The sequence below is a fragment of the Vibrio sp. SG41-7 genome, assembly GCF_014164465.1.
Lineage (GTDB): Bacteria > Pseudomonadota > Gammaproteobacteria > Enterobacterales > Vibrionaceae > Vibrio > Vibrio splendidus.
In genome coordinates this window covers 1-16,229 of sequence record NZ_JACJFF010000062.1, presented here as the reverse complement: position 1 = coordinate 16,229, position 16,229 = coordinate 1, and the positions used below count along the sequence as shown (strand labels likewise).

Below are 16,229 nucleotides of genomic sequence, written 5' to 3'. Positions count from 1 at the left end.
GAGTAAGGCATATTGTAATTCGGTTAGCCTGTAAAGAATAAACAGCCCTTTCATCCCTACATAACATGATGGAATTTAAAGGAATCATAAATATGTACAACCAAAAGTACGCCATCTACCAAGTTTTTACGCGTTTATTTGGCAATAAAAACACCCAACATGTTCCATGGGGCACAATCGAGCAAAATGGCGTCGGTAAGTTCAGTGATTTTACCGACAAAGCGCTGTCAGAAATTCAAAAGATCGGAATGACTCACATTTGGTATACCGGGGTGCCACATCACGCCGTCATCAATGATTACAAGCACATCGGGATTTCAGACGATCACCCTAGCGTAGTTAAGGGACGCGCAGGCTCGCCTTATGCGGTTAAAGATTACTACTCAGTCAATCCTGACCTCGCCAACAATCCTGAACATCGGTTAGAAGAGTTTGAAGCGTTAATTAAAAGAAGCCACGATAACGGTTTAAAAGTGATCATCGATATCGTACCGAATCACGTTGCGCGTCACTATAAAAGCTTAAACAATCCACAAGGCGTCTGTGACTTTGGTGCTCAAGATGACACAACGCAGGAATACCACAGAGACAATAACTTCTACTACATCCCCGACAGCACTTTTGAACTGCCTGATATCCAGCCCGCTTTTACGCCGCTTGGTGGTGAACAGCATCCTAACCTAAGCTCCCCGTTTATAGAGACGCCGGCCAAATGGACGGGTAACGGCTCACGTTTAGCCAAGCCTAGTTTCGATGATTGGTATGAAACGGTGAAAATCAATTATGGCGTGCGACCAGACGGTTCAAAAGACTTCCCTGAACTACCGAATGACTATGCTCAACGAGATTACCGAGAGCATCATCATTTCTGGGAATCGGTAGCTGTACCTAGCTCTTGGGTTAAATTCCGAGATATCGCCTTGTTTTGGTTAAGCAAAGGTGTTGATGGATTCCGCTACGACATGGCTGAGATGGTTCCAGTCGAATTCTGGAGCTACCTCAATTCATCGATAAAGATGAAAAACCAAGATGCCTTTCTGATGGCAGAGGTTTATCAACCGGACTTATACCGCGACTACATTCATCTCGGCAAGATGGACTACCTCTATAACAAGGTTGACCTGTACGACGGCCTCAAAGCCATAATGCAAGGCAAAGCTTCAACAGCAATCATTCCTGAGATTCAGCATCAAATGATGGATATTGAACACCACATGCTGCACTTCTTGGATAACCATGATGAACAGCGTATCGCGTCTCCTGAGTTTGTAGGTGACCCGAATATCGCCAAACCCGCAATGCTCGTCAGCGCGTTATTGAGCAGTTCTCCAACCATGATCTACTTTGGGCAAGAAGTCGGAGAACCCGGTGCAGAGAATGCAGGCTTTGGACAGCCCTCACGAACTTCCATATTTGACTACATTGGCGTCCCACAACACCAAAAGTGGATGAATAATGGTGCGTTCGATGGTGAGTTACTAAACAATAACGAAAAGCAACTGCGTCACTTCTACCAAAAGGTAATGAACTTTTCGCTAGAGCACTCGTCGATGACAGGTGATTACCAAGACTTACATCAGAGCAATAATTTGAGTGATTCGGTTTACGCATTTCTGCGCTATGACAACCAAGAGCTGACCATCGTTGCTGCGAATTTCAGCCAACATCTCACAGAGAATGTTCACTTAACCGTTCCAAGTGGTGTTATACAAGCACTCACAATCGCTGATGACAGTTACTTGTTAGATGAACATATTGAAGGCATTCAACAACAGGTATTAAAAGTTGAGGAAAGTATTGGCAGTTTTAGTCTTGAACTAAAGCCACTGGCTTCGTTGGTGTGGGTATTAAAAACTAAATAATATAGAGAGGGAAACACCCGAAGTTAGACAAAATATGTAATTGCTTCGGGTTTTGGGGGTCTGTTGCTACTGTCTATTGACTGCTTTTACAAAAACTTCTTGTGCGCCTTCAATACCTAGCGCTTTTGCTTCATCTAATAAGCTAAGAGCTTTAGGAATATTGTCTTCAGTTACAGCCGTTTGAATCGCATTGTGATAGTAGGTTTGCGTTTCAGGTTGAATGGTATCAACCTTAGCTGCTGCCGCTGGCTTAGCGTTAGATTCGCTGCTTGATGAACCAAAAGAGAAGAAGCTCGCTTTATCAATAGTAACTTCTATCTTACCAACGTTAGCATTTGGAATTGGAATATCTTTGACCTCAGGTAAATAATTACCGCGGCCTTCCGCATCTAAACGAGCTGGGTGAATCACATCAGTAAAGCCGCCAATCTCTTGCTGATCAGTGTAAACCACTAAGAAAACCGAATCTTCTGTACGTGGTGGGAAAAACTCTTTTTCGGCAACAAGTCTATTGCCCAAATGCATTCTAGGCTTCTTATATTCAAAGTCGCTTTGGCCGTAGCTTTCTAACTCTTTACCATTTTTATCGTAGATTACTGCACGTGGGACAAATGCTGTATCTCCAATCAAACTAGAAATTGTTAATGAATACTCGCCGCGATTCGCTGGAAGCTCAACGGCAACCACTGGGCTATTAATAGATTGGTAGTTCAGATATTGGCTTTCTGGCGTTACATCGAAAACTACAGAGCTTGGCAGTTTCATTGCTGCAAACTGAAGTCCAGCAATAGAATTGACTTGTTCAGCCTGCGCTACTTGCACTTGCTCAACTACTTGTGCAGATTGACAACCGGCCAACGCAACACAGCCACTCAACATTAGAGCTTTAAAATACATAACCCTTCCTTTTTGTTATTTTTTTAAGAAATTTACTAACTTTAATTACCACAAAGAGAACTATTCACCTAGGGAACGATCAACTTAATTGTACATTCCTTAAAAAAATAGCCGACGCGAGCCGGCTATGAATTAGGACAGTTTAGGATTGGTTAAGCTAAGTGTTTACCACCAAGCTTCTGCTTGAATACCGAATACGTATTCAGTATCTTCGCCTGTACCAAATGCATCGTCATTTTCAGTGTCTAGAATGTACGAGCCGTAAACACGGATTTCAGGACGAGCCCAGAAGCTGTCACCCATAGCCCAAGCTTGAGCTACTGTGAATTTAGCGTTACCGAAATCTTCTTTAGCCGAGCCGCCTTTCGCAATCTGTTCACCAGCATTGTAACCAGCTTCGAATACAGTGCGCATTGTGTCATTCCACTTATACATAGGACGAACTACAACTGAGTACTGGTCAATATCGAAATTTTGATTAGTGTAGTTGCCACTAGTATCTTTACCACCGATGTCGCTACCTGCTAGGTAAGCTAGTTGGTGACCCATTTCCCATGATTCGCCAAGGTTCATTACACCCCAGTTAATCAAGCGGTAACCAGTTGCGTCATTTTGAGCACCAGAACGGTCATACCATGCACCTGAACCACCGAAGCTAGACATTTGAGCGCCGTAACCGTTAGTACCGTATTGAAGAACAGTTTGGTTAAAACCATTGTCCATACCTTGGTGAATGATACCAGTAACCATCAAGCCATCATCAGCTTGAACATCTTGACCACTTGATTCAGTCGCAAAGTTATAAGCAAGAGCCAACTCTAAAGAAGCATCTGACCACAGGCCAATATTTGCTAGACGGATGTCAGCAATGTACCCATTGACATCATCATTCTTTTGTACAAAACCATCTTCTATGTAGTTATTACTATCGTTTTCAATTCCAGCAATACAACCAGGGTTACCATCACAAGCTTTAATGGCATCTTGAGCTGTATCTGTCAGTTTGTAATTTTTGTCTTTCGTGTCTACTTTTTGAGATCCATTATCTTGAATCAATGCAACAGATAGCTTTTGATCACCGATTGATAGGTTCTCAATACCGCCACCAGTACCAGAAGTGTTCAAGAAGTAGAAGTCGGTAATGTGAATATCTTTACGTTGGTAGTATGTTTTACCAGCCCAAAGTGTTGCTTCTTTGTCTGAAGCGATCACGCCTTTAGCTTTAACAGCAAATTGTGCAACGTTGAAATCACCGTCTTCCCAACCATTCGCGCCGTCTGCACCAGAAGCAATCATTGACTCAAGACGCCACGTTTGCTCACCGGTTTTTAATTCTTCCGCAAAACCAAACTCAGAGTAGTTGTCATTTTCATTACCTAGACGACCAATACCGAATTTGTTTACAGATACGTCACCGCCAGAATTTCCGCTAATACCAGTACCAGCACGCATGTAACCATTAAAATCTACAGCGAACGCAGAGCCAGCAGCTAATGTAGTTGCCACTGCAGCAGCAATCAAACTTACTTTTTTCATTCTTAACTCCATTAAGGACGATTTATTTTAGGTTTTTATATTTTTGCTCTCTTGCGGCAACCAAAGGCAGTTATGGCGGACGTAAGATAGAGAGGTTTAGGGTTTCCCCTGATTCGTTTCAACGGGGTCAATATTAAGAGGGGATGACAAGTTTGACTTCCTCCACCCCTCACTTAATTAAGGGGGACTAGAGGGGAGTAGAAAATATACAGAACGGTGTTTTAAAGAGGTAGATCACTTAATCTAGGAGGAGTAGGCAGCACTCAGATCTAATTATTCAGCATAAGTGAGATCTAGTTCAAATATATAATTTGAACTTCATCGATGAATTATTTTTTTTACCGTAATTAATCTGTGAAGTTGCTTGACCTTATTGTGACAAAGCTTTTTACTTATAGTTCACTGATGTCGATAAACGAACAAGAAATCAAGCAATGACTAGAACGCTCGCTCGCCCTTTTCCACTAGGCGCAACGCTAGGTAACACTGGCTGCAACTTCTCAATTTATTCTCCAGACTGTAAATCACTTTCCCTCGCACTCTTTGACGAGAACGATGAGTTCACCACTTATAAGTTGGAAAATGAATACGCTGATATCAGATATGTGTTTATCTACGGTATAAAAGCAGGACAAAAATACGGCTTTATTGCTGAAACTGAAAATGGTCCAATCCTGCTTTCAGACCCTTACGCTAAAGCAATCAGCGAACCGCTCGATTACGCCACGCCATATACCAATGAAAAAAGCTTTTCGATGGCGAAATGTGTTGTTATTGATGACACTTTCGACTGGCAAGATGTAGACAAGCCGCGTATTGGTCGAGAAGAGACCGTTCTTTTCGAAACCCATGTAAAAGGCCTATCTAAGCTTCACCCAGAGGTCGCAGCCAATACTAAAGGCCGTTACTTAGGGTTAGTGAGCCCTGAAATGCTCGCGTTCTACAAACAGCAAAATATCAACTCTCTACAACTTTTACCTATTGCTGCGTGCATGCATGAGCCTCACCTACTAGATATGGGGAAAGTGAACTATTGGGGTTACAACCCATACTTATTCATGGTGCCTGACCCACGTTACGCAGAAAAGGACGCCGTGAATGAGCTCAAAACTGCGATTCGCGAACTGCACCGTAATGGCATCGAGGTCATTCTAGACGTCGTGTACAACCACACAGCAGAAGGCGGTGAAGGTGGAACTACCTTCAACCTAAAAGCACTGGATAGTCGCTACTACATTAAACATGGTTGTCATTATGCGAACTTTACTGGTTGCGGTAATACGGTCGACCTAACCCACCAGCCAGCACTCAACTTAGTGATGGATACGCTTCGCTATTGGGTTAATGAGTTTAAAGTTGATGGTTTCCGCTTTGATTTAGCAGCAACGCTAGGCCGTGAAGGCGATAATTACAATCCTGAGGCCGCATTCTTTAAAGCCGTTGCTCAAGATCCTGTACTTAAAGAAACTAAGCTCATCGCTGAACCTTGGGACATCGGCCCGAATGGCTACCAAGTTGGTAATTTCCCGTTAGGTTGGAATGAGTGTAACGACAAGCTCAGAGACATCACACGCAGCTTCTGGCGCGGTGATCAAGGCTACCTGAAAGAGTTTGCGACTCGTTTAATGGGATCGCGCGACATCTACAGTGCAGCACACTGGCCGTACAAATTGACCGTCAACTACATCACTTATCACGATGGTTTCACCATGCAGGATCTTGTTTCTTACAAGCATAAGCACAACGAAGAGAATGGTGAGAACAACCGCGATGGGCATGGTGACAACCGCTCTGAAAACTACGGTGTTGAAGGTGAAACCGAAAACCTGTTAGTGATCGCGACTCGTGAAAAGCAGAAGCGCAACTTCATGGCGAGCCTGCTGTTTGCTTTTGGTATTCCTCATATTTTGACGGCCGATGTGTTATCTCACACTCAAAAAGGTAACAACAATGCTTACTGCCAAGACGGCGTAACCAGCTGGCTGAACTGGGAAGATTCAGAGCGTAAGACTTACTTCAAGACTTGGCTGTCTGAGATGATCTCCGCACGTCAGCAATACATGGTGCCTTTTATTAAGGCATTCAGTGGCGAAAAGCGTAACTCTAACCGCATCTTCTGGAGCCGTGTCGATGGCACGCTCATGGAACATGATGATTGGAACCGTTTAAGCTCGGTTGCGTTGCATTTAGGTATTGGTAAAGATGGTGATGAGTTGATTTATCTGATCAACCAAACCAACGCACCAGCGCGCTTTTCTTTGCCTAGTGACCGCGAACAAAACTGGGTGACTATTTGCGATACTAACCTACGAAATGTAAAACTAGGTCATGCTGAAGGTGAAATGCTGTTATCTCCAGCTTCAATGGCGATTCTACACTATTCGCCAGACAAGACTGATTTAAGTTAAGTTAAAAGCTAAGTCAGCTTAATAAATCACCAGAAACCATAGGAGCCAGTTATATTTATAACTGGCTTTTTTGTCAGCCGAATATCACAGAAGTCATTTATTTATATGGAATCATTTGCATTGATGTGATTACAAAAACTGTTTAGTATGGCCGTACTATAAAAATGAATCTATAACGTCTTTGGATATCATGGCTTTACCTAAAACATTAATTCGGCTTTTTAAACCATACATTATTTTATTAACTGGAGGGATGCTCTATCTTGCTGTGGCTCAGCTTGAAAAAGTAGAAACAGCAGCAACCGAACAATCATCATCAAATATTCGAATCGCAAGCTCCACGATTCGTTCCAACATCGAAGCCACATTTGGCAAGCTCTATTTTTTAGAAACCAGTCTAGGCTTACCTCAAACGGCTCCAATCGGTGATCGAAAATTCAGAGAACTGAGTGATAACATTCTAAAAAGAACACCTAACTTCTCCGATATCATTCGATACCAACCTCAAACTCAACAATATATATCAAGTCGTGGCTTACCTCTTTCCAACGAACAAGTTGGCTCCATCAAATGGAACCCAATAGACAGTGTTGTTGACGATTTTTATATCTCTTCTATTTATCAAAAGCCCGATGGTCGTTGGGTGTTCGCGGTGAAACATACAGCAGAAAGATTGAACGAAGAGATATGGATTGAGTTTGATCTATTGCACACAACCCAAGGGTTAAGAGACTTAAAAACGCTTAATCACGGCTATGTGTTTGTGGTTGATCGAGCAACAGAACGACTTGTCTTTCACCCTAATCCGAAACGTATCGGCTCTAAATCTATCAGCTACCACGCTGGAATAAGCCACCAACTCTCGCAAGGCAAAACCGTCGGTAAACACGAATACTACTATCAAGATAACTTCAAAATATCGGTATTCGATGCTGACAACAGCTTGAACTGGGTGTTCATCGCAGGTACTGATCGTCACGATATCCTAACCAGCTCATATCAATTCACATTAACTGGTGTCGTACTTGGTTCTCTGATTCTTTTGTGGGTTGGGGCAAACTATTTGTCTTATCGCTTGAACGTATCTTTATCTCAACTGAATAAGGTCGATGACCTCGTAAGCTTTAAACGAGAGTTGAAATCCATACTGGCTAGCTTTACCTACCAAAAAGGCATTCAATTCTGTCTCTATCAGCCTGAAAACCACACATTCAGTACCATCGACTATCACGGAAACAAATCAACGGTACATTGTGACAAGGCCCTTGCAGAACGGTTTACACCAGACACCATGGCTTATCGAAGTGGTAAGTACGCCGATCCTCTGGCATGTAAACTCAAAATACACCAACGTCACTACTGCATTCCTTTGCACTCTCACAAACAGTTGGTCGCAGTACTTTATGTGAACGCGAACTTACCGATCAGCCAGAGTATTCTGCGTATGATCAGAGATTACACCGAGGTCTCGCTGTCTAACTTACTGCTCCACCATCAATTGAGCAGTAAGGACCTGATGACTCAGTTGGACAACAAAAGCAGTTTCAATATCGCATTGGAGAACTACGCCGACGAGCCAGATACCTATGTTGCTCTGCTCGACATCGATAACTTTGACCACGTTAATCGCGCCTATGGTGAAACGGTCGGTGACAAGATGATCAAGCTGACTGCAGAAGCGATACGCTCATACTTCCCTAAACCTAAAGGGCTTTGTCTAGCACGTATTGGAGGCAAGGAGTTCGCTGTATTGTTCAAAGCAAATGATGTGAAGGATGCCAAATTCCAGCTGGACCAATGTCGAATTGGAGTTAGTGATCAAGCTGTTGCCACGCCAGATATCACGTTATCATTAGGTGTCAGCGTCGGATTCTCGCAATTAGAAGGTGAAACAGGTTCGGCTTTAGCGCTTGCAGAACAGGCGAAACTCATCGCTCAGCAGCTCGGAAAGAACCGAGTGGAAGGACATATTAGAGCTATCGCGCAAGCTTCATAACACGCCACAGATTCGTATGTGCACACAAAGCATCTAGGATTCACACCCTAGGTGCTTTTTTTTTTATGGAAAGTCATTACAATGCGCCTTCGACACGACAATATTCCCTTTCTAACGACACGAACCTTATGAAGCTAAGTAACCGACTGCAAACTCTCCACTCCCTTGTCAGCAATGACTACCAACATATTTGGGATTGTTGCTGCGATCACGGCTTTTTGGGTGTTCAACTGTTGTCTGATAATAAAGCGCCTCAAATTCATTTTGTCGATATTGTCCCGTCTCTGATGAATGAACTAGAAGACAAGCTAACTCGTTACTTTCCCCAAGATAATTCAGACCAACAAACGGTTACCAGCCAATGGCAAGTTTACTGCATGGATGTCGCCGCTATTCCGCTCCAGAAACATACTGGTAAACACCTGGTTATTATTGCGGGCGTCGGTGGCGATCTCACTCAGAAGCTCGTCGACGACATTCATCGCCAACATCCAGACAAAGATATAGATTTTTTGCTTTGCCCAGTCCATCAGCAGTTCGAGCTAAGAAGCCATTTAAAAGCGCTCAAGTTCGGTCTTATTGATGAAGTGTTGATTGAAGAAAACCGTCGTTACTACGAAATTTTATTGGTCAGTAATAACCAAGGCGAAGCTGAAAAGAACCAAGCTGTTAGTGATATATCAAACGTGGGTGACAAGATCTGGGCGCCGAGTTGCGAACAGCAGTTACAGATATCTCAGCAATACAAAGCCAAAACATTGCGGCACTACTTACGTATCCATCAAGGGCAAGAGAAGCAAGGCAAACCGAGCCAAGTGAAGCACATCATCAATGCTTACCAAGCGATTTAGCCCTCACATGTTCTGCATGTAGCATTGATTCTAATGCCACTAGATTATAGTAAGTACTAACTCTATCGTTTACCTCTGATACAGCCAATTCAATAAAAAAGCCGATAGTTCAGTGAACTATCGGCTTTTTTAATGCTATCAATTTGGTTTGAGCTTACTGCTCTTGTTTCTTGTGAACCGCATCAGCCTCATCAATCGTTTCAACCTCACAGACCTTATCAACCCCATAAACCGTATCGAGATACTCGTCTTTCTCTTTCCACGTGTTGTTCAACCAACTGTGGAAACGGCGCTTAAACGCTTTGTCTTCAAAGTAATTACCGTTCACGTTCTCATCCATCGGATGCAATTTAATACGCACGACCACCTTTTTCATCTTACCTTTCAGCATGTCTTCAAACGGAGATGCCTGATTCTCTGGGTAAGCTAAAGTAACATCGACGATACCATCTAAGATTGGGCCCATTGCAGACAGAGCAAACGCCACACCGCCGGTTTTTGGCTTGAGTAGATGTCGATACGGTGTTTTCGCTGTCGCCAGCTTCTCGTGATTTGCACGTGTCCCTTCGACAAAGTTGACCAATGTTGTTGGTGCCCATTTGAACTTAGTGCATGCCTTGTTGATTGCGTCGAAGTCATCATTACGACGCTCAGGGTTACGAATCAAAAACTCACGCGAGTGACGTCTCATGAAGGGCATATCCAAGCCCCAACAGGCCAACCCAACAAAAGGGACATACAGCAATTCATGCTTAAGGAAGAACTTAGTCATCGGCATCTTGTCTTTCAAGATTGAAGACAAGATCACGATATCCGCCCAACTCAAGTGATTCGACATCATCAGGTACCACTGCTTGGTCGAGATATCTTCCCCTCCTTCGACTTGCCACTCGATATCGTTATTCACATTCAACATCCAAAGGTTAAGCGAAGCCCAACACCAAAATGTGAAGTTCGCTAAACGAGTACATGACTTTTGAACAATAGAGATTGGAAGAATCAGTTTGATGAGGCCAAAGAAGCTCACGGTAAACGCAGTCATTGCGGTATTGATAGTCACGAACAATACGTTCAAGACCATACGAAGATTATCAAGCATAAAACACGGCTATATTGAGGTCGAAAGCCGACATTATACTCATCTGTAAAATATTCTCTTTAGTAATTGGTTGAATACCCTTGGGGTCAAACCACTGTATCAATTTCGGTCTGTGTCAATAGAGCAATTCATTGTTCTTAATTGCAAGGAATCACATCAAAAAACAATAAAGATGTCATTTAGACACGGTGAATACAAAGTCTATTTGACATCATTCAAGTTCATTCTCACCGAATTATCAGTATTGATAAGCATTCTCATTAATGGCATGGTACATGCAACTCCAAAGTGTAAATAGTTGAGTATCCTTAATGAGATAACTTCTCTAAGTAAAGGTGATGATATGACAGATATTCCTCATGGTTTGGTCACTGGCAAAGTCTTACATAAAACACAATGGACAGATCAACTGTTCTCGCTGCAAGTCAGTGCTCCCGTCTCTCCCTATCAAGCGGGTCAATTCACGAAACTTGGCTTACTTAACAGTGAGGATGAGTTCGTAAGGCGAGCCTATTCGATGGTGAATGCGCCAGAACACGAACAAGGTCACCAACACCTAGAGTTTTTGATTATTAAGGATCAGAACGGTCAGCTTTCACCTCAACTTCACGAGTTGAAGGTAGGCGATGACATATTTGTCGGCAAAGACCCAAGCGGCTTTATGACCTTAGATGAGATCCCAGAGATCGCCGACGATCTATGGATGCTTTCAACCGGGACTGCCGTTGGGCCTTTTATCTCAATGCTCGAAAGCATGCAGATACAGCAGCGAAACGGCTCAGATGTCGAAAAAGTAATGTCATTCAAAAACCTTGTACTGGTTCATGCCGTAAGAACAGAACAAGACCTGACTTATCGACACCGTATCGCTCAACTCGTTAATCACTTCCAAGGGAAACTACAATATGTGCCAATTATTTCTAGAGAATCAGTCACCGGAACTTTGCGCGGACGAATCCCAAGCTTGTTACTTGGAGGCGACCTTGAGCAAACCACGTCTGTCGCTTTCAATCAAACCCGCAGTTTTTTCTACCTTTGTGGCAATCCGCAAATGGTTCGCGACACAAGTGAAGCACTAACCAGCTTAGGTTTCGAGAAGCACTTACGCCGAAAACCCGGCCAATTCAGCAGCGAGAACTACTGGTAATCACAGTCACCAATTCCATCAAAGCTAAAGCTTATATTCAAAATACAGACAGATAAGAGGTTTTATATGAGTCATTTACGTATTCCGTCACACTGGAAAATTCAACGTTCAACGCCATTTTTCACCAAAGACAACATACCGGCTGCATTGCTTAATCACCATAACACCGCAGAAGGCGTATTCGGCCAGATCTGCGTAATGGAAGGCACCGTCACCTTCTACGGTTTTGCCGATGCAGAAGCGACAGAACCAGAAAGTGTAATCACAATCGAAGCTGGGCAATTTGCCACAAGCCTGCCTCAATATTGGCATCGAGTAGAGCTTAGCGACGACGCACAATTCAACATTAACTTCTGGTCAGAGAAAGAGACCAAGAAGATGTTCGAAAAGTGATGATAGAAGATCAAATAACCATAGTAATTACAGTGACTAATGGTGATAGACAAGACAAAAAAACTCTAGCACACTGGACAAAGTTATTAGTTTTAATCCCGTTTCAGATAATGAATCAGTGGATTATTTATATTTTAGGTAAGAGAGGAAGCCATGCTCAACATTGCTTTTTTTAGCTCAAAATCATACGACGAAAAATCATTTGAACTTGCAAAAGGCGAACTCAACGCTGAGTTCCATTTTCACGATTTTCGACTCACTACAACAACAGCAAAAATGGCGCACGACAACGAAGTCGTTTGAGCGTTTGTAAACGACGACCTATCGCGAGATGTGCTAGAGATTCTAGCGAAAGGCGGCACTAAGCTGATTGCGATGCGCTGTGCAGGTTTTGATAAAGTCGATTTAGATGCAGCCAAAGAGTTTGGTCTGCAAGTGGTTCGCGTTCCTGCTTATTCACCAGAATCGGTAGCAGAACACACGGTCGGCATGATGATGTGTTTAAACCGTAAACTACACAAAGCATACCAACGTACTCGCGATGCGAACTTCTCTCTTGAGGGGCTAGTTGGCTTCAACTTCCACGGTAAAACCGTTGGTGTAATTGGTTCAGGAAAGATTGGCTTAGCGACGATGCGTATTCTGAAAGGTTTAGGCATGAACATCTTGTGCTACGACCCGTACCCGAACCCATTGGCAAAAGAGCTGGGTGCTAAATACGTCGAACTCGACGAGCTTTACCAAGAATCTGACGTGATTTCTTTACATTGCCCAATGAGTAAAGAGAACTACCACCTGTTGGATGCAACGGCATTTGGCAAAATGAAAGATGGCGTGATGATCGTCAACACCAGTCGTGGTGAACTACTGGATTCAACCGCTGCTATCGAAGCGCTTAAACAGAGTAAGATTGGTGCGCTTGGTCTTGATGTTTACGACAATGAGAAAGAGCTGTTCTTCCAAGACAAATCTAACGACGTGATTGTCGATGACGTATTCCGTCGCCTATCCGCTTGTCACAACGTATTGTTCACTGGTCACCAAGCCTTCTTAACTAAAGATGCGCTGTTCAACATTGCCAATACAACGCTCACCAGCGTTGATGCTTTCTTTGCAAGCAACACCAGCGGCAACGAACTGGTTTAACGACAAATTGAGTTAATAGCAGACTGACAACAAACTCGTTCCACAAATACAAAGCCACGCTATTCCTAAGTGAACAGCGTGGCTTTTTCGTTTATCTAGTATTCAAAAACAGTTCCTAGACGCAGAAATGACAATCCTCGACATCCAAACCATAAACGCCTTTGCGAATGGCCAAATGCTCTGCACCTGCCTTCACGCCCATCTGGTAACCTGCATCTAAAACAGTTTGATCCATGGTTAATCGCTTCACCGCAAACGCTTCTGGCGGCGCTATCACCTTGATGGTCGCATCTTTTGGTGGATTACGAATGAACTCCAAAGACTGGTTATAGTTTTCAGCACGTACCGCCATCGACTCCGCAATATTGGGGAATTTCTTTAACAGTTTTTTTAGCATCCATTGGTGCTTTTGAGGCTTCATTCGGTAACTCAAAGGATGAGAAAGAATCACCGTAATGTCTCGCGCACCACGACGGTATGCTTCACGCACCGGAATCGAATCCGCGACACCACCATCGGTATAACAGCCACCAGAGAAACACGGTGTCTCGCGGTAAGCAATAGGTAAAGCGGTGGTCGCTTCCACCACGTTAGAAAGGTTTTCTGGCTTAATATGGTAGTAGTCTGCGCTGCCCGTATCGACGTTTGTTACAGCAGCGATGAGTGGGATACTTGAAAACAACTCACCACAATCGAGCGGATAACGCTGATTGGATTCGTTCCATAACCATTTCACGTCCACTAAATTACCACCTTTGGCAAAGCGAGTAGGATTAAAGAAGGTCTTATCCGTCGCCATCGTGGTGATCACATCATAACTGCGTTTTGGTGCATGAGATAAGTAGCCAACGAGGTTCGACACACCTGCAGATACGCCGATGGCAAAGTCATAAGGACGGAAATCGTCTTGCATAAAGGCGTCTAAAACTCCGGCAGCAAAAATGCCTCTCATTGCTCCACCTTCAACGATTAATGCGCTCTTATTCATCTCAAATTCTTCTACTTTATAAACTGATAGTCGTAGAGTAATCCGATCGTTCTTACAAAGATAATGGGATAAATTTATCAATTCGATAGGTAAAAACTATCAATGTGAATAGTTCAACTTTTCAATAATTTAGGGTTGCTTGATGATCAGCGAGATCAAAAAAGGCCATCGAGTGATTCACTCAACGGCCTTTCGATTAACGAATCAAGATGATTAATTACGACTTAAATTCGCTCACGTCGATTTCAAGCAATTTACCAATGCCTTCACCGTATGCAGGGTCTGCTTTGTAACAGTGTCTTAGGTGACGCAATTGAATCTCTTTTGGTACGCCGCCTAGGTTACGAGCAGTGTTATCAAACAGAATCGCTTGCTTCTCTGGTGTCATTAGGCGGAACAAGTCACCCGGTTGCGAGAAGTAATCTTCATCTTCACGATGATCCCAGTGCGCTGCAGCACCATCGAGGTTCAATGCTGGTTCAGCGAAATCTGGTTGCTCAGCCCATTGACCTTCGTTGTTTGGCTCATAACCCAATGTGCTACCAAAGTTACCATCAACACGCATCGCACCATCACGGTGGTAGCTGTGTACAGGGCAACGAGGTGCGTTCACTGGGATATGCTGATGGTTAACACCCAAACGGTAACGCTGCGCATCACCATAAGCAAACAAACGACCTTGCAGCATCTTGTCTGGTGAGAAGCTGATACCCGGAACCACGTTGGCAGGGTTGAATGCCGACTGTTCAACTTCAGCGAAGAAGTTTTGCGGGTTACGGTTCAATTCAAACTCACCCACCTCAATTAACGGGTAATCCGCGTGTGGCCAAATCTTAGTAAGATCGAACGGGTTGTATGGAACCTTCGCTGCATCCGCTTCTGGCATCACTTGCACTTTCAACGTCCATTTAGGGAAGTCTTGGTTGTCGATACTGTCTAACAAGTCGCGTTGGTGGCTTTCGCGATCATTACCGATTAATTGTCCGGCTTCTGCATCAGACAGGTTTTTAATACCTTGCTGAGATTTGAAGTGGAATTTCACCCAGAAACGCTCGTTGTCTGCGTTAATAAAACTGAACGTGTGGCTACCAAAACCGTGCATGTGGCGGTACGTAGCAGGAATACCACGGTCACTCATTACTATGGTGATTTGGTGAAGCGCTTCAGGTAGAGAGGTCCAGAAATCCCAGTTGTTCTTCGCACTGCGCATGTTGGTGCGCGGGTCACGTTTAACCGCGTGGTTTAAGTCTGGGAACTTAAGAGGATCACGAAGGAAGAATACTGGCGTGTTGTTACCCACCATATCCCAGTTGCCTTCTTCAGTATAAAACTTCAATGCAAAACCGCGGATATCACGCTCAGCATCAGCGGCACCACGCTCACCCGCAACTGTTGTAAAACGTGCAAACAGGTCGGTCTGTTTACCTATTTCAGAAAACAGTTTTGCCTTGGTGTATTTGGTAATGTCGTGCGTAACAGTAAATGTGCCGTAAGCGCCTGAACCTTTCGCGTGCATACGACGCTCTGGAATGACTTCGCGGTCAAAATGCGCCATTTTTTCTAAAAACCAAACATCTTGAAGAAGTTGAGGACCGCGTTTACCCGCAGTTTGAACATTCTGGTTATGAGCAACAGGACAACCCGCAGCTGTAGTTAGTTTTTTACTCATGATCTATTCCTTAAGGTCCAAAGGTGCAGCAATAGTGAGTGCACCTTGATATTTATACTGGCTTCCTTTCAAAAGCCCCTAAAATACTATGGATATAGAATAGACCTCTAATCATGGGTATCTACACATATTGAGCAAAAAATGAACGGGCCAATTCTTTCATCCTGTTGATTTCCTCTGTCGTGTAAGTATTTAATACTTCGCACATTTGCAAGAAAACCCAGAGGCCTGCAAGTA

At 43.7% G+C, this 16,229-nt stretch carries 11 protein-coding genes and 1 pseudogene; 7 read left to right on the top strand and 5 right to left on the bottom strand.

Translation table 11 applies throughout. From position 1 onward, the window contains the following. The first annotated feature begins 92 nt into the window (after positions 1-92). On the top strand, positions 93-1,862 hold the full coding sequence (locus tag H5300_RS16325) for an alpha-amylase family protein (RefSeq protein ID WP_182796436.1): 1,770 nt from the start codon (positions 93-95) through the stop codon (positions 1,860-1,862). A 66-nt stretch (positions 1,863-1,928) separates the two neighbouring features. On the opposite strand, the gene H5300_RS16320 is transcribed toward H5300_RS16325, so the two are convergent. Continuing rightward, positions 1,929-2,759 carry a MalM family protein gene (locus H5300_RS16320; RefSeq protein ID WP_182796435.1) on the bottom strand — a complete coding sequence of 277 codons (831 nt, stop codon included), beginning with the start codon at positions 2,757-2,759 and terminating at the stop codon, positions 1,929-1,931. 165 nt (positions 2,760-2,924) lie between these two features. Continuing rightward, positions 2,925-4,295 (bottom strand): maltoporin LamB, encoded by a 1,371-nt coding sequence (gene lamB, locus H5300_RS16315; protein WP_182796434.1) that lies wholly within the window; start codon positions 4,293-4,295, stop codon positions 2,925-2,927. A 434-nt stretch (positions 4,296-4,729) separates the two neighbouring features. Between lamB and glgX the strand changes: the two genes are divergently transcribed. The 3 genes from glgX (at position 4,730) to H5300_RS16300 (ending at position 9,550) form a co-directional block, all read left to right on the top strand. After that, positions 4,730-6,703: a glycogen debranching protein GlgX gene (glgX, locus tag H5300_RS16310; RefSeq protein ID WP_182796433.1), complete on the top strand. Its 1,974-nt coding sequence runs from the start codon at positions 4,730-4,732 to the stop codon at positions 6,701-6,703. 253 nt (positions 6,704-6,956) lie between these two features. Next, entirely contained in the window at positions 6,957-8,699 is a 1,743-nt protein-coding gene (locus H5300_RS16305) for a diguanylate cyclase domain-containing protein (RefSeq protein WP_182796432.1), read from the top strand. Positions 8,700-8,827: 128 nt separating this feature from the next. Continuing rightward, positions 8,828-9,550, top strand: coding sequence for a tRNA (adenine(22)-N(1))-methyltransferase TrmK (locus H5300_RS16300; protein WP_182796443.1), 723 nt, complete (start codon positions 8,828-8,830; stop codon positions 9,548-9,550). Between the two features lie 154 nt (positions 9,551-9,704). On the opposite strand, the gene H5300_RS16295 is transcribed toward H5300_RS16300, so the two are convergent. Further along, positions 9,705-10,649: an acyltransferase gene (locus H5300_RS16295; protein WP_017086584.1), complete on the bottom strand. Its 945-nt coding sequence runs from the start codon at positions 10,647-10,649 to the stop codon at positions 9,705-9,707. A 343-nt stretch (positions 10,650-10,992) separates the two neighbouring features. Between H5300_RS16295 and H5300_RS16290 the strand changes: the two genes are divergently transcribed. The 3 genes and pseudogenes from H5300_RS16290 (at position 10,993) to H5300_RS16280 (ending at position 13,335) form a co-directional block, all read left to right on the top strand. Further along, complete coding sequence (locus H5300_RS16290; protein WP_182796431.1) at positions 10,993-11,796, top strand: ferredoxin--NADP reductase; 804 nt, start codon at positions 10,993-10,995, stop codon at positions 11,794-11,796. A gap of 66 nt (positions 11,797-11,862) precedes the next feature. Beyond that, positions 11,863-12,189, top strand: coding sequence for a DUF1971 domain-containing protein (locus H5300_RS16285; protein ID WP_182796430.1), 327 nt, complete (start codon positions 11,863-11,865; stop codon positions 12,187-12,189). 153 nt (positions 12,190-12,342) lie between these two features. Then, positions 12,343-13,335, top strand: a pseudogene (locus tag H5300_RS16280) (2-hydroxyacid dehydrogenase). 115 nt (positions 13,336-13,450) lie between these two features. Here H5300_RS16280 and H5300_RS16275 read toward each other — a convergent pair. Together H5300_RS16275 and H5300_RS16270 are read right to left on the bottom strand one after the other, a co-directional pair. After that, positions 13,451-14,323, bottom strand: coding sequence for a patatin family protein (locus tag H5300_RS16275; protein ID WP_182796429.1), 873 nt, complete (start codon positions 14,321-14,323; stop codon positions 13,451-13,453). A 217-nt stretch (positions 14,324-14,540) separates the two neighbouring features. After that, complete coding sequence (locus H5300_RS16270; RefSeq protein ID WP_017086587.1) at positions 14,541-15,992, bottom strand: catalase; 1,452 nt, start codon at positions 15,990-15,992, stop codon at positions 14,541-14,543. Between the last annotated feature and the right edge of the window lie 237 nt (positions 15,993-16,229).

Bases quoted from the DNA above. Each gene is read 5' to 3' on its own strand.
- glgX (WP_182796433.1), top strand. From the start codon at position 4,730: ATGACTAGAACGCTCGCTCGCCCTTTTCCACTAGGCGCAACGCTAGGT.
- lamB (WP_182796434.1), bottom strand. From the start codon at position 4,295: ATGAAAAAAGTAAGTTTGATTGCTGCTGCAGTGGCAACTACATTAGCT.
- H5300_RS16320 (WP_182796435.1), bottom strand. From the start codon at position 2,759: ATGTATTTTAAAGCTCTAATGTTGAGTGGCTGTGTTGCGTTGGCCGGT.
- H5300_RS16325 (WP_182796436.1), top strand. From the start codon at position 93: ATGTACAACCAAAAGTACGCCATCTACCAAGTTTTTACGCGTTTATTT.
- H5300_RS16295 (WP_017086584.1), bottom strand. From the start codon at position 10,649: ATGCTTGATAATCTTCGTATGGTCTTGAACGTATTGTTCGTGACTATC.
- H5300_RS16270 (WP_017086587.1), bottom strand. From the start codon at position 15,992: ATGAGTAAAAAACTAACTACAGCTGCGGGTTGTCCTGTTGCTCATAAC.
- H5300_RS16305 (WP_182796432.1), top strand. From the start codon at position 6,957: ATGCTCTATCTTGCTGTGGCTCAGCTTGAAAAAGTAGAAACAGCAGCA.
- H5300_RS16290 (WP_182796431.1), top strand. From the start codon at position 10,993: ATGACAGATATTCCTCATGGTTTGGTCACTGGCAAAGTCTTACATAAA.
- H5300_RS16275 (WP_182796429.1), bottom strand. From the start codon at position 14,323: ATGAATAAGAGCGCATTAATCGTTGAAGGTGGAGCAATGAGAGGCATT.
- H5300_RS16300 (WP_182796443.1), top strand. From the start codon at position 8,828: ATGAAGCTAAGTAACCGACTGCAAACTCTCCACTCCCTTGTCAGCAAT.
- H5300_RS16285 (WP_182796430.1), top strand. From the start codon at position 11,863: ATGAGTCATTTACGTATTCCGTCACACTGGAAAATTCAACGTTCAACG.